The sequence below is a fragment of the Nonomuraea diastatica genome, assembly GCF_004349015.1.
In the GTDB taxonomy this organism is placed as follows: Bacteria; Actinomycetota; Actinomycetes; order Streptosporangiales; family Streptosporangiaceae; genus Nonomuraea; species Nonomuraea diastatica.
This window is the reverse complement of sequence record NZ_SMKP01000063.1, coordinates 1-14,071: the sequence shown is the minus strand read 5'-3', so window position 1 is coordinate 14,071 and position 14,071 is coordinate 1. Positions and strand designations below refer to the sequence as shown.

Annotated in this window: 17 protein-coding genes; 6 read left to right on the top strand and 11 right to left on the bottom strand. The window is 68.7% G+C overall.

Features of this window, described 5'->3' with window-relative positions; all coding sequences use genetic code 11:
* The first annotated feature begins 279 nt into the window (after positions 1 to 279).
* Positions 280 to 1,998 carry a DUF3352 domain-containing protein gene (locus E1294_RS22330; RefSeq protein ID WP_246083193.1) on the top strand — a complete coding sequence of 573 codons (1,719 nt, stop codon included), beginning with the start codon at positions 280 to 282 and terminating at the stop codon, positions 1,996 to 1,998.
* A 120-nt stretch (positions 1,999 to 2,118) separates the two neighbouring features.
* On the opposite strand, the gene E1294_RS22325 is transcribed toward E1294_RS22330, so the two are convergent.
* The 5 genes from E1294_RS22325 to clpS form a co-directional block, all read right to left on the bottom strand.
* A complete protein-coding gene (locus tag E1294_RS22325) occupies positions 2,119 to 3,066 on the bottom strand; it encodes a PLP-dependent cysteine synthase family protein (RefSeq protein ID WP_132511106.1) in 948 nt (315 codons plus the stop codon).
* A 1-nt stretch (position 3,067) separates the two neighbouring features.
* The gene (locus E1294_RS22320) at positions 3,068 to 3,340 is read right to left on the bottom strand and encodes a MoaD/ThiS family protein (protein WP_132511104.1); all 273 of its coding nucleotides are present in this window, start codon (positions 3,338 to 3,340) and stop codon (positions 3,068 to 3,070) included.
* 216 nt (positions 3,341 to 3,556) lie between these two features.
* The gene (locus tag E1294_RS22315; RefSeq protein WP_132511102.1) at positions 3,557 to 3,958 is read right to left on the bottom strand and encodes a M67 family metallopeptidase; all 402 of its coding nucleotides are present in this window, start codon (positions 3,956 to 3,958) and stop codon (positions 3,557 to 3,559) included.
* Positions 3,959 to 3,968: 10 nt separating this feature from the next.
* Positions 3,969 to 4,493 carry a DUF2017 domain-containing protein gene (locus E1294_RS22310; protein WP_132511100.1) on the bottom strand — a complete coding sequence of 175 codons (525 nt, stop codon included), beginning with the start codon at positions 4,491 to 4,493 and terminating at the stop codon, positions 3,969 to 3,971.
* A 10-nt stretch (positions 4,494 to 4,503) separates the two neighbouring features.
* Positions 4,504 to 4,797: an ATP-dependent Clp protease adapter ClpS gene (gene clpS, locus E1294_RS22305; RefSeq protein WP_132330654.1), complete on the bottom strand. Its 294-nt coding sequence runs from the start codon at positions 4,795 to 4,797 to the stop codon at positions 4,504 to 4,506.
* 46 nt (positions 4,798 to 4,843) lie between these two features.
* Between clpS and E1294_RS22300 the strand changes: the two genes are divergently transcribed.
* The gene (locus tag E1294_RS22300) at positions 4,844 to 6,127 is read left to right on the top strand and encodes a nicotinate phosphoribosyltransferase (RefSeq protein ID WP_181958537.1); all 1,284 of its coding nucleotides are present in this window, start codon (positions 4,844 to 4,846) and stop codon (positions 6,125 to 6,127) included.
* Positions 6,128 to 6,142: 15 nt separating this feature from the next.
* A complete protein-coding gene (locus E1294_RS22295; RefSeq protein WP_132511096.1) occupies positions 6,143 to 6,712 on the top strand; it encodes an isochorismatase family protein in 570 nt (189 codons plus the stop codon).
* 20 nt (positions 6,713 to 6,732) lie between these two features.
* On the opposite strand, the gene E1294_RS22290 is transcribed toward E1294_RS22295, so the two are convergent.
* From E1294_RS22290 to E1294_RS22275, 4 genes are all read right to left on the bottom strand, one after another.
* Positions 6,733 to 7,155 carry a type II toxin-antitoxin system VapC family toxin gene (locus tag E1294_RS22290; protein ID WP_132511094.1) on the bottom strand — a complete coding sequence of 141 codons (423 nt, stop codon included), beginning with the start codon at positions 7,153 to 7,155 and terminating at the stop codon, positions 6,733 to 6,735.
* Positions 7,155 to 7,400 (bottom strand): ribbon-helix-helix domain-containing protein, encoded by a 246-nt coding sequence (locus E1294_RS22285; RefSeq protein WP_132511092.1) that lies wholly within the window; start codon positions 7,398 to 7,400, stop codon positions 7,155 to 7,157. Before E1294_RS22285 ends, E1294_RS22290 begins: the two co-directional genes overlap by 1 nt.
* 145 nt (positions 7,401 to 7,545) lie before the next feature.
* A complete protein-coding gene (locus E1294_RS22280) occupies positions 7,546 to 7,917 on the bottom strand; it encodes an STAS domain-containing protein (RefSeq protein ID WP_132511090.1) in 372 nt (123 codons plus the stop codon).
* A gap of 185 nt (positions 7,918 to 8,102) precedes the next feature.
* Positions 8,103 to 8,327: a hypothetical protein gene (locus E1294_RS22275; protein WP_132511088.1), complete on the bottom strand. Its 225-nt coding sequence runs from the start codon at positions 8,325 to 8,327 to the stop codon at positions 8,103 to 8,105.
* A gap of 389 nt (positions 8,328 to 8,716) precedes the next feature.
* Here E1294_RS22275 and E1294_RS22270 point away from each other — a divergent pair, with 389 nt between their 5' ends.
* Genes E1294_RS22270 through E1294_RS22260 form a run of 3 tightly spaced genes read left to right on the top strand, consistent with a single transcriptional unit; the run spans position 8,717 to position 11,503 of the window.
* Entirely contained in the window at positions 8,717 to 9,814 is a 1,098-nt protein-coding gene (locus E1294_RS22270; RefSeq protein ID WP_132511086.1) for a helix-turn-helix domain-containing protein, read from the top strand.
* On the top strand, positions 9,804 to 10,949 hold the full coding sequence (locus E1294_RS22265) for a hypothetical protein (RefSeq protein ID WP_132511084.1): 1,146 nt from the start codon (positions 9,804 to 9,806) through the stop codon (positions 10,947 to 10,949). Before E1294_RS22270 ends, E1294_RS22265 begins: the two co-directional genes overlap by 11 nt.
* A gap of 44 nt (positions 10,950 to 10,993) precedes the next feature.
* Positions 10,994 to 11,503: a GNAT family N-acetyltransferase gene (locus E1294_RS22260; RefSeq protein ID WP_165977419.1), complete on the top strand. Its 510-nt coding sequence runs from the start codon at positions 10,994 to 10,996 to the stop codon at positions 11,501 to 11,503.
* A gap of 139 nt (positions 11,504 to 11,642) precedes the next feature.
* Here the strand turns inward: E1294_RS22260 and E1294_RS22255 are convergent, their stop codons facing one another.
* Together E1294_RS22255 and E1294_RS52860 are read right to left on the bottom strand one after the other, a co-directional pair.
* The gene (locus E1294_RS22255) at positions 11,643 to 13,394 is read right to left on the bottom strand and encodes a DEAD/DEAH box helicase (protein ID WP_132511080.1); all 1,752 of its coding nucleotides are present in this window, start codon (positions 13,392 to 13,394) and stop codon (positions 11,643 to 11,645) included.
* Between the two features lie 115 nt (positions 13,395 to 13,509).
* Positions 13,510 to 14,071: hypothetical protein (locus E1294_RS52860; RefSeq protein WP_165977418.1), on the bottom strand; the 562-nt coding region annotated here is incomplete at its 5' end.

The window sequence follows — 14,071 nt, the reverse complement described above, 5'->3', positions numbered from 1 at the left end:
ACCCACCTCGTATGGAACTTAGTTCTGGTGCTTCCCCACTCTAGCGGCGTGGCGGTGGGGCGTACCGCCGCAGAAAGGGCGCACCCGGCTGTGAACTCGTACTTCAGCGCATTGCAAGCGACGGTCTACCAACATCAGCTACCTTCACTGTGGCCATAAGTCCACATTGTGAGTTGAGTGATGTCTGTGAATAATCCCCCGTCTGGCCAGGACCCTGACCGGACCACGGCATACAACTGGAACCAGGGGCAGCAGCCGGCGAACCCCCCGACGACGCCGATGTCATCGGGCGAGCCGTACCCGCCGCAGCAGCCCTACGGCCAGCAGGCCCAGGGGGGCTATGGCCAGCAGCCGCCCCAGCAGGAGTGGCAGCAGCAGGCGTACGGACAGCAGCCCTCCTACGGGCAGCAGCCGCAGCAGCAGCAGCAGTGGCAGCAGGGCGGCTGGCAACAGCAGCAGCCCCAGCAAGGGTGGCAGCAGGAGCAGGGCTGGCAGCAGCAGAACCAGCACGCGCAGGGCGGCTGGCAGCAGCAGGGCCCCGAAGGCTTCGGCCCCGCGGAGCCGGCCAAGAAGGGCCCCAAGGGTTGGATCATCGCCGTCGCCGCCGCGCTCGCGGTGGTGCTGCTCGGCGGCGGCGCCGTGTGGGCCGTGGGCGCCATCGGCGGTGGCGGCACCCAGCCGCACGAGGTGCTGCCCGCCGACAGCATCGCCTACGCCAGGCTCGACCTCGACCCGGCGGCCAACCAGAAGATGGCGCTGTTCCAGCTCGCCAGGAAGTTCACCGTCACCAAGGACACCTTCTCCGGCGAGGACCCGCGCAAGGCGCTGTTCGACACGATCACCAAGGACGACGACTCCAAGGTCGACTTCGCCAAGGACGTCGACCCGTGGCTGGGCAGCAGGATCGGCTTCGCCGCCGTCCCCTCCGGCAAGGAGGAGCCCGACTTCGCGGTGGCCGTCCAGATCACGGACGAGGAGCAGGCGAAGGCCGGCATCGCCAAGCTGATGGAGGGCGACAAGTACGGCATCGCCTTCCGCGAGGACTACGCGCTCCTCACGCCCACGCAGGAACTCGCCGACAAGTACGCGCAGGCCGAAGGCAGCCTGGGCGACAACACCGCCTTCAACGACGACATGGCCACCGTCGGCGAGCAGGGCGTGCTGTCGTTCTGGACCCACGTCGGCGGCATCGCGCAGGCGGCCAAGAAGGAGCTGACCGCCGAGCAGGCCGCGACCCTCGATCAGATCAAGGACACCAGGTTCGCCGGCGCGCTGCGCTTCGACAGCGCCTACGTCGAGCTCGCCGGCATCGTCAGTGGCGCCAAGGGCATGGTGCCCGAGGGCGAGCTGCCCCCGGCCAACCTGGGCAGCCTGCCCGCGACCACGGCCGGCGCGCTGTCGGTCTCCGGCCTCGACCAGGTCGTCACCAAGAACTGGGCCAACATCGAAAAGCAGGCCACGGCCACCGGCGCCGCCGAGGTCCAGCAGATGCTCGCCCAGGTCAAGACCCGCTTCGGGCTGGAGCTTCCGGGCGACCTCGCGACGCTCTTCGGCAAGAACTTCACGTTCGCGGTCGACAGCGAGGGCCTGGACACCAACCAGTTCAAGGGCGGCGTACGCATCGCCACCGACCCGGCCAAGGCCCAGGCGATCCTCGACAAGATCCAGCAGGCGATGGCCTCCGGCGGGCAGGGCGCCCCGCAGCTCGCCAAGGTCGCCGGCGACGGCGTCTTCACCGTGGCGACGACGGACGACTATGCCAAGAAGCTGGCTGAGACGGGCACGCTGGGCGACTCGGAGACGTTCCAGACGGCGATCGCCAACCCGGACGAGGCCAACGCGGCGCTCTTCGTCGACCTCGACAAGATCGAGAATTTGTACCTGAACTCCCTGCAGGGCGACGACAAGGCCAACGCGCAGGTGCTCAGGGCCGTCGGCATGAGCACGTCGATCACCGACAGCTCGGCGACGTTCTCCCTGAGGGTGCTGTTCAACTAGCCGCAGGGACGAAGAAGCCGGACACGGGACGAGGGCGGCCGGTCAGCGGACCGGCCGCCCTCGTGCTGCCCGCAACCACTGCCCGCGGTCTCCCGGGCTGTGCCGTCGCAGCTCTTGTGGTCAGGCCCAGAGCTGGCCTTCGAGGCGGTCCTCCGCCTCCTCGAGCGTGCCTTCGTACGCGCCCGTGGACAGGTATTTCCAGCCGCCGTCGGCCACCACGAAGACGATGTCGGCGCGCTCGCCGGACTTGACCGCCTTCCTGGCCACGCCCAGCGCCGCGTGCAGCGCCGCCCCGGTCGAGACCCCGGCGAAGATGCCCTCGGAGGCCAGCAGCTCGCGGGTGCGCCGCAGCGCGTCGGCCGAGCCGACCGAGAAGCGCGTGGTCAGCACGGACTCGTCGTAGAGCTCGGGGATGAAGCCCTCGTCCACGTTGCGCAGCCCGTAGACCAGCTCGCCGTAACGCGGCTCGGCGGCGACGATCTGCACGCCGGGCACCCGCTCGCGCAGGAACCGCCCGACCCCCATCAGCGTGCCCGTCGTGCCGAGCCCGGCCACGAAGTGCGTGACGGTGGGCAGGTCCTCCAGGATCTCCGGGCCCGTGGACTCGTAGTGGGAGCGCCAGTTGGCGGGGTTGCCGTACTGGTAGAGCATCACCCACGACGGGTTCTTCGCGGCCAGCTCCTTGGCCACGCGCACGGCCTCGTTGGAGCCGCCCGCGGCGGGCGAGGAGATGATCTCGGCGCCCCACATGCGCAACAGCTGGCGGCGCTCCTCCGAGGTGTTCTCCGGCATCACGCAGATCAGGTTGTAGCCCTTGAGCTTGGCCGACATGGCCAGCGAGATGCCGGTGTTGCCGCTGGTGGGCTCGAGAATCGTGCAGCCGGGCGTGAGCCGTCCGTCCTTCTCGGCCTCCTGGATCATCCAGAGCGCCGGACGATCCTTGATCGACCCGGTCGGGTTACGGTCTTCGAGCTTGGCCCAGACCCGCACGTCGGAGGCGGGCGACAACCTCGGCAGCCCCACCAGTGGCGTGCGGCCGACCGAGTCGATCAATGAGTCGAAACGCATGTCACCCACCGGCGACGGCGGGAAGCACGGTCACCGTGTCGCCGTCGGACAGCGGCGTGCCCAGGCCGCCCAGGAAACGCACGTCCTCGTCGTTGAGGTAGACGTTGACGAAGCGGCGCAGGCTGCCCTGGTCGACCAGGCGGTCCTTGATGCCGGGGTGGCGCGACTCGAGATTGCTGATCAGCTCGTCGAGCGTGGCGCCCTCGGCGTTGACGGCCTTGGCGCCGTCAGTGTAGTTGCGCAGGATGGTCGGAATGCGAACCTCGATGGCCATCGCGGTCAGTCTCCTCAGGTCAGTCGTCGTCCCATCGGCAGCAACGCCGACGGCAGGATGCGGATTCCGGGGAAGTTCCACCAGGAGATCTGCTCGCCGGGCCACCGTGCCCGTCAGGGCCGTGACGGCAGCCCGCGCAGCGGATCGCTCACGGACAGTCGTAGACGACGACAGCCGGGGTGTGCGCGAAGAGGAAGCTCTGCACCTGCCGGACCATCATGGGATGAACCTTACCTCTTCCTCGGTGATGTCACCTTCGAGGATGCGGTAGGAGCGGAACTCCACCTCGGTGTCGTCCTTGGTGGAGACCAGGACGTAGTGGGCGTTCGGCTCGGAGGCGTAGGACACGTCGGTGCGCGACGGGTAGGCCTCGGTGGCGGTGTGGGAGTGGTAGATCACGACGGGTTCCTCGTCGCGCTCGTCCATCTCCTTCCAGACCTTGAACTGCTCCATCGAGTCGAAGCGGTAGAAAGTCGGCGAACGCTCGGCGTTCTCCATCGGGATGAACCGCTCGGGCACGCCGTTGCGGCCAGCGATGACGCCACACGCCTCGTCGGGATGATCGGCGCGGGCATGCGCGACGATCTTGTCCGCGAGTTCCTGCGAGATCGACAGCATGCCCCGGAAGTTACCAGAGGGCCCGGACCAGACTGTCCTGCAGGTAGGTCAGCCAGTCGTAGGTGACGTAGGCCGGGTAGCGGGGATCGTCTTCCGACATCATCGCGATCTCGTCGTGAACCTCCTCGGTCACGTCGAGCTTGATGCCGAGCGTCAGGCGCACGTCGTTGAGCGAGCGCAGCCACGCCTGGGCCTGCTCGGCCGTGAGCTCGGCGTGGCCCGGCGCGGCGGTATCGAAGACGGTCTGCGCGTCCGCCCGCTTGCCGTCGCGCAGCGTCGCCTCGGTGTAGCGGCGGAACTCGGCGGAGTCCTTCTCGTCGTCGTACGCCGACGGGAACAACCTGGCCAGCACCGGATCGGACGGCACCGCCGTGTCACCGATCCCGAGCGCCCGCTCCAGCGGATCGTCGCTCGTCTGCCCCGGAGAGACGATGCCGAGCATCATCGACACGAGCGAGCGCAGCAGCGAGACCTCCGCGGCCTCGAAGACCGCGATGACGCCGCCGTCCTTGCCCGGCTTGAACCCCGAACTCACCCGTGCCGCCTCACTTGACCGAATCCGGCTGGACCGTCGCCCACAGGCCGTAGGAGTGGAGAATCTGCACATCGCGTTCCATCTCTTCACGCGTGCCGCTGGACACGACGGCCTTGCCCTTGTGGTGGACGTCCAGCATGAGTTTCTCGGCCTTCTCCCTGGTATAGCCGAAGACCGTTTGGAAGACATAGGTCACGTAGGACATGAGGTTGACCGGGTCGTTCCAGACGATGGTCACCCAAGGCAGATCGGGTCGGACGTCCGATGACGGACGCTCAACGGCGATTGGAGCGGTGCTACCCACATCCCCGAGTCTGCCCTATCTGGGCCGTAGTCTTCGACTCGTGACAATGACCATGAGCACTGCGTTGCTCACAGATCACTATGAGCTGACGATGCTGCAGGCGGCCCTGCGGAGCGGCGCGGCGCACAGGCGCGCCGTCTTCGAGGTGTTCGCCAGACACCTGCCAGGTGGACGGCGTTACGGGGTTGTCGCTGGGACGGGACGTGTCCTGGACGAGCTTGAACGCTTCCGCTTCGGTGACGAAGAACTCACCTACCTGCGCGAGCGCCGAGTCGTCGATGAGTCCACTCTGGCGTTTCTCGCCGATTACCGGTTTTCGGGGAACATCTACGGCTATCGCGAGGGCGAACTCTACTTCCCCGCCTCCCCCATCATGATCGTGGAGGGCACCTTCGCCGAGGCCGTGCTCCTGGAGACGATCGCGCTGTCCATCCTCAACCACGACTGCGCCATCGCCTCCGCCGCCTCCCGCATGGTCAACGCCGCGGGCAAGCGCCCCCTCATCGAGATGGGCTCGCGCCGCACGCACGAAAGCGCCGCGGTGGCCTCCGCGCGGGCCGCGTACATCGCCGGGTTCGCCTCGACCTCCAACCTCATGGCCGGACGCGTGTACGGGGTCCCCACGGCCGGCACGGCGGCGCACGCGTTCACCCTGCTGCACGACTCGGAGCGTGACGCGTTCGAGGCCCAGATCGCCTCACTCGGGCCGGAGACGACGCTGCTGGTGGACACGTACGACGTGGCCGAGGCGGTGCGCACGGCCGTCGAGCTGGCCGGACCCAAGCTCGGGGCGGTCCGCATCGACTCCGGCGACCTGGCGGCGGCCGCGCAGGAGGTGCGCGAGCAACTGGACGCCCTCGGGGCGTTCAATACCCGCATCCTCGTCACCTCCGACCTCGACGAATACGCCATCGCCGCCCTGGCCGCCGCCCCTGTGGACGGCTACGGCGTCGGCACCTCCCTCGTGACCGGGTCGGGCGTGCCCACGGCGGCGCTGGTGTACAAGCTGGTGGCGCGGGAGACGGCCACGGGCAAGCTGGAGGCCGTGGCCAAACGCTCGGTGGGCAAGCCGTCGCGCGGGGGCCGCAAGGAGGCGTACCGGCTCCTCGACGAGACGGGCCACTGCGACACCGAGCTGATCACGACCGGCGGGCTCGCCCCAGAAGGCGGCATCCCCCTGCTGCACGAACTGGTGCGCGACGGCGAGGTCGTCGGCAGCGAACCCCTGTCCGCCGCCCGCGAACGTCACGCCGAGGCCGTCACCACACTCCCCCTGGACGCCCTCCACCTCGGCAGGGGCTATGCGGCGATCCCCACCGAATTCGCCTGACGTATCGTGGCCCGTATGGGCAGCGCGCTGATCATCGTCGACGTGCAGAACGACTTCTGCGAGGGCGGCAGCCTGGCCGTCGCGGGCGGCTCGCAGGTGGCGGGGGCGATCACCCGTCACGTGGCCGACCATCGCTACGACCACGTGGTGGCCACCCGCGACCACCACATCTCGCCCGGCGAGCATTTCTCCGACACCCCCGACTACGCCTCCACCTGGCCCGCCCACTGCGTCGCCGGCACGCCGGGCGCCGACTTCCACCCGGCCTTCGACCTGTCGGGGGTGGACGAGGTGTTCAGCAAGGGCGCCTACGACGCGGCGTACAGCGGCTTCGAGGGCACCTCGCGCGGCGGGGTGCCGCTGGTGGAATGGCTCAAGGAGCGTGGGGTGCGCCAGGTCGACGTGGCGGGCATCGCCACCGACCACTGCGTGCGCGCCACCGCGCTCGACGCGCTCAAGCACGGGCTGGAGGTGCGGGTGCTGCTCGACCTCACAGCGGGCGTGGCACCGGCGACCACGGAGGCGGCGCTGGCGGAGCTGAAGGCCGCCGGCGCCGCCCTGCGCGGAACGCCCGTGCTCGGCTGATCTGGGCTGATGCGGGCCGATCAGTTGGCGTCGGCGGGGAGCACCGTGAAGGCATCACCCCAGAGCGGCTTCATCACCCGGAAGTGCCGCTGATCGAGCGTCAGCACCCTGGTCGTGGCATGCCGTCCGGCCACGAGTGCGACCGAGGCGTCCGTCAGCCCGATGGACATGCCTCGATAGCGCTCGACGATGTGCACCGTCCGCCTGACGTCCGCGGCCGTCATGGACACCATCTCGTAGCTCCCGTCACTGACGTCGTGCAGGAACTGGAGCTCCCTGCGCTCTCCGGCGAGCTTGAGGAGCATGTAGTCCACTTCGGCGAGCACGTATGGCGACAGCAGCAGCGGCCCCGGATCCGAGAGCAGCACCTGGCGCGCCTCCTCGTGGTGCGGTTGCTCGGGACCGATCGCGGCGAGCAGGCCGCTCGTGTCGAGGACCAGCATCAGTCGAGCCCGTCCTTTCCGAACCCCTCCGCCAGAATCTCGTCGACGCGTTCCGCCGTGAGGTTCTCCCCGCTCAGCGGGAACAGCGGGAGTTTGGGACGAGGGCGTTCGCCGACGACCTCCTCTGCGAGAGCGCGTGTGACCGCTTCGCGGATGTAGTCCCCTTCGGTCATCTCGTGCGCGCGGGCCGCCTCGGCGACCCGGCTCAGGACGTCCTCGGGCAGGTACAGGCTCACTTCAGGCACCTTTCCACGGTAACCCGGCACCCCTGCGGCACCGGCGATCACGAGGAGTACTCACATGGCAACGCCGCGCGGTCATGTGGAAGTCAACGCCTGCCGGAGGCAACCTCATACGCGGAGTTAGAGACCTTCACCGCACGGCAGGTTTTCAGCCCTGAGCCAGCCGCAGGGCGTCGTCGGTGTGGCCGAAGACCTCGAAGGCGTGCCGGAGCCCGGTGATCGACAACACCCGCTCCATCACCCCCTGCACCCCTCCGAGCAGCAGCCTGGTGTCCCTGGACTCGCAGCGCTGCAGGACCTCGACAAGCTCGTTCATGCCCATCGAGTCGCAGAACCAGACCGCGCTCAGGTCCATGACCAGGAACGGCTTCGGAGGCAGCTCCCACACGCGCTGCAGGTGCTCTCTCAGCACCGGCAGCCCGTTGACGTCGAGCTCGCCTTCGAGTCTGATGATGACGGCGTTGCGAGAGAGGCCCGAAGTGACGATCAGCGTCGACCTCCCGGTGGCCTCAGACGACATGGGCGAAGTCCTTCTGCATATCCCAAGACAGCCAATCGTGGTTGTTGCCGCTTGAGTCGAGCTTCTAACAGAAGGTCACTGCTCTGTGTCCAAACACACAGAATCACTCAGCGTGACCGGGCCCGGCGGCGTGGTCGGCACGCGCGCGACGCAGGGGGGGCGATGCGCCGCGCGCGGTGACGGCCTCAGCTCGCCCCGAAGGTGATCAGGTAGGCGAGGGCGAGGACGGCGAGGACCACGAGCAGGGCGCTCGTACCGCTGATCACCACGACCAGGCGCGTACGCTTGATCAACCCGCGGATCGCGGCCAGCGTCAGCGTGATCATGGTCGCCAGCATGAGGAGGGACATGGTCCGGGTGTCGGATGACATGGGCGTGGCCACCGAGAGGTGGAGGGCTAGTGTCGTCATGAAGGTTTCCCTGGTGCGGAGACGCGCTCTGACAAGAAATCTGGGATCGCGTGACACCCTTCGCTGTCGCCTCAGGGGTGCCTGCGCTCGTTTTCCGCGTGGGATGCCGCTCTGGCCTGGTACGGCTCATGGGATTCGGGCCGCGATACCACCCCCACCTCTATTCAGTAAACTTCAGTGTTCATTAACTGAATCTCTATGTGCAGAGATTTACCCACTCTGAACCCGCACATTCCCACCCGGCAGTTACGGCCCTGTGGCTAGACTGGTGCTTCCCTGTGCGATCCGTTCGCGCACGCAGCCTGATTGCGGTTCCCTAGCTGCGACTTCTTCACCGACTTCGCCGCCGGGGCCTATATTCACTGAAGTTCACTTGAATGAGGCTTGGCATGAGCGGCGACGAATCCGCGCGGACCGCGCTGGCGCGCCGGCTGCGCGAGCTCCGCGACAGCCGATGGCCCGGCCTGCGGGTCACCCAGGCACAGTTGCGCGACGCGTTCGGGGTCAGCGTTCCGCTGATCTCGTCGTGGGAGTCGACCCACCTGATCAAGATCCCGCCCGTGCACCGCCTCGAGAAGTACGCCGCGTTCTTCGCCACCAGGCGATCGCTGGCCAACGGGCACGCCCGCGTGCTCCCGCTGTCGGACATGACGGCCGACGAGCTGGCGGAGCACCGCGCGCTGCTCGACGAGCTCACCCGGCTGCGCAAGAACGCGCTGCGCTTCCAGAGCGCCGAGAGCTCCGGCCCGGCGCCGGACGCCCTTCACGAGGGGCCGTGGCACTTCGCCGACGGTGAGCCGATCACGATCATCTGCTCGCAGATCCCCCACGACGAGCGGGAGAAGATCACCTACGCGGACCCATCGAGCCCCGACTACATCGAGCTCTACAAATACTCCGACCTTGACTCCCTGTTCGAGCTGTGGGGCCATGTCAGAGCCTCCAACCCGCACAGCCTCGTGACGCTGCGCGCGACGGAGGACCTTCGCGCCGACGACCTCACCACCCACGTGGTGCTCCTGGGCGGCGTCGACTACAACGAAGTCACCGCGTACATGCTCTCGCGGATCGAGTTGCCGGTGCGGCAGGTGCCCGACTGGGAGGGCGAGAGAGGGCCGTACTTCGAGGTCGACGAAGGCGGCGACACGCACAGGCACTACACCGTCACCAGCAGCTCAGGCGATAGCGTACGGCTCACAGAGGACGTCGGCTTCTTCTACCGTGGCGTCAATCCCGATAACACCAGCCACACCTTGACCATCTGCAACGGCATGCACTCGCGAGGCGTGTACGGCGTGGTGCGGGCGCTCACCGACGCACGCTTCCGCGACCGGAACACCGCCTATCTGCGTGACCGGTTCCGCGACGCCGAGGCGTACAGCATCCTCACGAGGGTCAGGGTGCAGGGCCGCGTCGCCGTCACACCCGACTGGACGGTCGCCTCGTACCGGCTACACGAATGGCCGGGTCCCATCCATGAAGCATGAGATTGCACAAGCCAGCACGGAGCATCATCACGGCTCCCACAGGCACCTGGTCGACCTGTACCGCGAGCACGCGGAGTCCGGGACCGTCGACGCGATCGTCGTACCGACGATCCGGCATCCGAGCTGGCTCGGCCACGCGATCCGCCTGGCCGTCACGCTGGACTGCCCGCTGGTGACCCTGCACAGCCGCAGGTGGAGCCGGCCGGACGAAGCGGCGGCGCTCCTGATGCCGACCGGCGTGGCCTACATCGTGATCGACGTCGACGACACGGCCCGGCTCAACCTTCCGGATTTCGCGACCTCCGCCCTGGTGAAGGGCACGCCGTTCCACCGCGCGACCGATCTCAGCGCCAAACGCAACACCGGGCTGCTCCTTTCCCGCCTGATGGGCTGGCAGCGGGTCGTCTTCCTGGACGACGACATCGTGGTCGGAGGGCACAAGGAGGTCGCGGCGGCGGCGGCCCTGCTCGACGACTATGACGCCGTGGGCATGCACATCGGCGGTTATCCGGACAACTCTGTGGTGTGCCACGCGCATCGGCTGACCGGCGGCGATCAGGACTCGTTCGTGGGCGGCGGCGCCCTCGCCGTCGAGACCACCCGCAGGCCGTCGTTCTTCCCGAACATCTACAACGAGGACTGGTTCTACCTGCTGGGCGAGACGTCGCTGCGTCGGCTCGCGGTGACGGGCATGGTGACCCAGCGCGCGTACAACCCGTTCGACCGGCCCGTCCGCGCCCGTGACCAGGAGCTCGGCGACGTGCTGGCGGAGGGCGTCTACTGGCTCCTCGACGGCGACGGGGCGAGCTGGGAGGCCGCGACCCGGCCGGTGCACTGGACCGGTTTCCTGGCCAGGCGCAGGGCGTTCATCGAGCACGTGCTGCGCCGCGTCAGGCGGCGGCCCGGCTCCACCGACCGCACGGCCATGGAGGAGTCGCTGCTCGCCGCGCTAGGCCGGCTCAAGCTGATCACCCCGGACTTCTGCGTCTCCTACCTGCGGGCCTGGAAGGCGGACCGCCATCGCTGGGCCGGCCACCTGGCCGGGATCCCGCAGCTCGAATCAGGCGTGGCGGACGCCATGAAGTGGGTGGTCAGATCGGGGGCCAAGCCGTTGCGCTGGTGGGCGTCCCGGTAAACGCCTGTTGATTCAGCGGAGCGGCATCCGGGAATCTGTGGTCCGTGGGGGCCCCCGAAATTCGCAAAGCCATCCATACCGACCTCCCTGCCCTGATCCGGTCCCTCGGCCAGAAGGCCTATTTCGCCGACCGGCTGAGCAAGCAGGCCACCGGCCACGGGCTCCTGCTCGTCGCCTGGGACGGGCTGGAGGCGGTCGGCGACGTGTACGTCTGGCTGGCCCCCGCGGAGGAGCCCGAATTACGCGCCCATCTACCGGGCGTGGCCCTGCTCACCCACCTGGAGGTCGTGCCCTGGCGGCGCAAGCAGGGCATCGGAACCGAGCTGTTGTGGGCGGCCGAGGACCGGCTCTCCGCCCTGGGCCACGAACGGGTCGCCCTGGGCGTCGGGCTGGAGAACGAGGACGCGCAGCGGCTCTACCTGCGCCGCGGATACGCCGAATGGCCGTACGGGCAGGTCGCCACGACAGAGGTCGTCTACCACCCGGACGGCCGGCACGAGCTCCGGCCTGAGCGGTGCCGCATCATGGTCAGGCGCCTCACCTCCCTCAGATGAGCCGCCCTCAGACGAGCCGCCCGCCAGGCGAACGAAGCCCTCCCCGTTGTGGTGAAGACGGCGTCCCCACCACAACGGGAGGTCATCTCATCGATCAACCGACGAGCCGGGCATGTCACCGGCCCCCTGGCCGGTGCACCTAGCGTCGCTGCGTGGCCCAGCGGCGGATGATGGCGATGCGCTCCTGGATCTGCTCGGCGGTCGCCTGGGCGATCGGCGGGCCGCCGCAGGCGCGGCGCAACTCGGAGTGGATGACCCCGTGCGGCTGGCCCGTGCGGTGGTTCCACGCGCCGACCAGGCCGTTGAGCTCGCGCCGCAGCTCCGCGATCTGCTCGTGCGGCGCCAGGGTCTGCCGCGGCTCGTCGGCCGGCTGCTTGCGCTTGGCGGCCTGTTGGTCGGACTGGCGCTTGCGCAGGAGCGTGGCCACCTGGTCGGGCTCGAGCAGGCCGGGCAGGCCGATGAAGTCTTCTTCCTCGGCCGAGCCGAGCTCGGCCCCCGTGCCGAACTCACCCCCGTCGAACAGCACCCGGTCGAACGTGGCCGACGTCTGCATCGTCTCGAACGGCAGCTCGTCACCCAGGACGTCGGGGGTGTCCTTCTCGCGGTTGGCCTGTTCGAGGAGGGTGTCGTCGAGGCCGTCCTCCGGCGGTCGCTTGTTGAGGACGTGGTCGCGCTCGGTCTCCATCTCGTTGGCCAGGCCCATGAGCGTGGGGACCGACGGGAGGAAGACGGACGCGGTCTCGCCGCGCTTGCGGGCGCGGACGAACCGGCCCACGGCCTGGGCGAAGAAGAGCGGGGTCGAGGTCGAGGTGGCGTAGACGCCCACGCACAGGCGGGGGATGTCGACACCCTCGGACACCATACGCACGGCCACCAGCCAGCGGTCCTCGGACGCGGCGAACTGTTTGATCTTCTTCGACGCGCCGGGGTCGTCGGAGAGGACCACGGTGGCGCCCTCGCCGCTGATGTTGCGCAGGTGGCGGGCGTAGGCGCGGGCGGTCTCGTGATCGGTGGCGATGACCAGACCGCCGGCGTCGGGGACGCCTCTGCGCACCTCGGTGAGACGGCGGTCGGCGGCCTGCATGACCTGGCGGATCCAGTCGCCCTTCGGATCGAGCGCGGCCCGCCACGCCTGGGAGAGCTGGTCCTTGGTGAGCGGGGTGCCCAGGGTCGCGGCGATCTCGTCGCCGGCCCGCGTGCGCCACTTCATCTCGCCGGAGTAGGCCAGGAAGATGACCGGGCGCACGACCCCGTCGTCGAGGGCGGGACCGTAGCCGTAGGAATAGTCGGCGACGCTGCGCTTGAAGCCCTCAGCGTCCTCCTCGTAACCGACGAACGGGATGGGGTTGTCGTCGGACCTGAACGGTGTGCCGGTGAGCTGGAGCCGCCGTGTGGCGGGCTCGAACGCCTCGCGCACGCCGTCGCCCCACGACTTGGCGTCTCCCGCGTGGTGGATCTCGTCGAAGATCACCAGGGTCTTGCGCGCCTCGGTGCGCGCCCGGTGCAGCGCCGGGTGCATGGCGACCTGCGCGTAGGTCACCGCGACCCCGGTGTAGTCGCGCGACGTGGCGCCCTGGCTGTTCTTGAACTCGGGGTCGATGTTGATGCCCACCCGCCCGGCCGCGTCGGCCCACTGGCGCTTGAGGTGCTCGGTGGGCGTCACGACGGTGACCGCTCTGATCACTCCGTTGGCGAGGAGTTCGCTGGCGATGCGCAGGGCGTAGGTCGTCTTGCCCGCGCCCGGGGTCGCCACGGTGAGGAAGTCGCGCGGCTCGCGCCTGAAGTAGAGGTCGAACGCCTCCTGCTGCCACGCGCGCAGCTTGGGGGCGGTGCCCCAGGCGGCCCGGTCGGGATAGGAAGGCGAAAGGTGGGACGCGGCGAAGGTGCTCACCGCATCACCTCTGGGGTTGGTGTGCTTCGCTTTCTCACAGTGACCCTAGGGTAATCGGGCACACCGACAAGACGTGCCGTGAGCCGAGGATTCTGGCCAAGGTGATCCTCACGTGTTAGGAGGCGGCGGGTTCCCATCCCGGCCGGAGGCTCGTCATGACCGTGTCGAGTTCCTGCCTGCGATCGGTGTCGGCGGGCTGGAGCAGCCCGACGAGCAGGACGGCTCTGGCGCCGCGTGTGAGCAGCATCACGCGCAGGAAAGCAGGCCGGTTGACCACGTCCCGATATTCCGCCCGGAGTGCCCGGGTGTGGCCACCCGGAAGCTGCTTGTCCTCGACGACGGTCACGCGGTCCCCTTTGAGCAGGAGCCTGGAGTAGAGCTCCGCCGCGTCCTTGGCGGCTTTCCCCGCGTCCTTCACCGGCGGCATCGGTCTGGCCATGACGAGTGCGCCGGCGTCGTCCCTGATGACCGAGGTGAACCCGGTCACGGGCGGCACCGGCTCCTCGCGCCAGCCCTGCGGCAGCGCCACCGACACCCCTGCCGGCGAGTCGCTCAGCCGGCCCGTCTCCGCCGGTGGCGCGGTGAACCGCAGCACCACGACGGCCACCGCCACGATCAACCCGGCCCCGGCCGGCAACGCCACCAGCACGCCCGCCCACCGGCGCCACCTCCTGCCC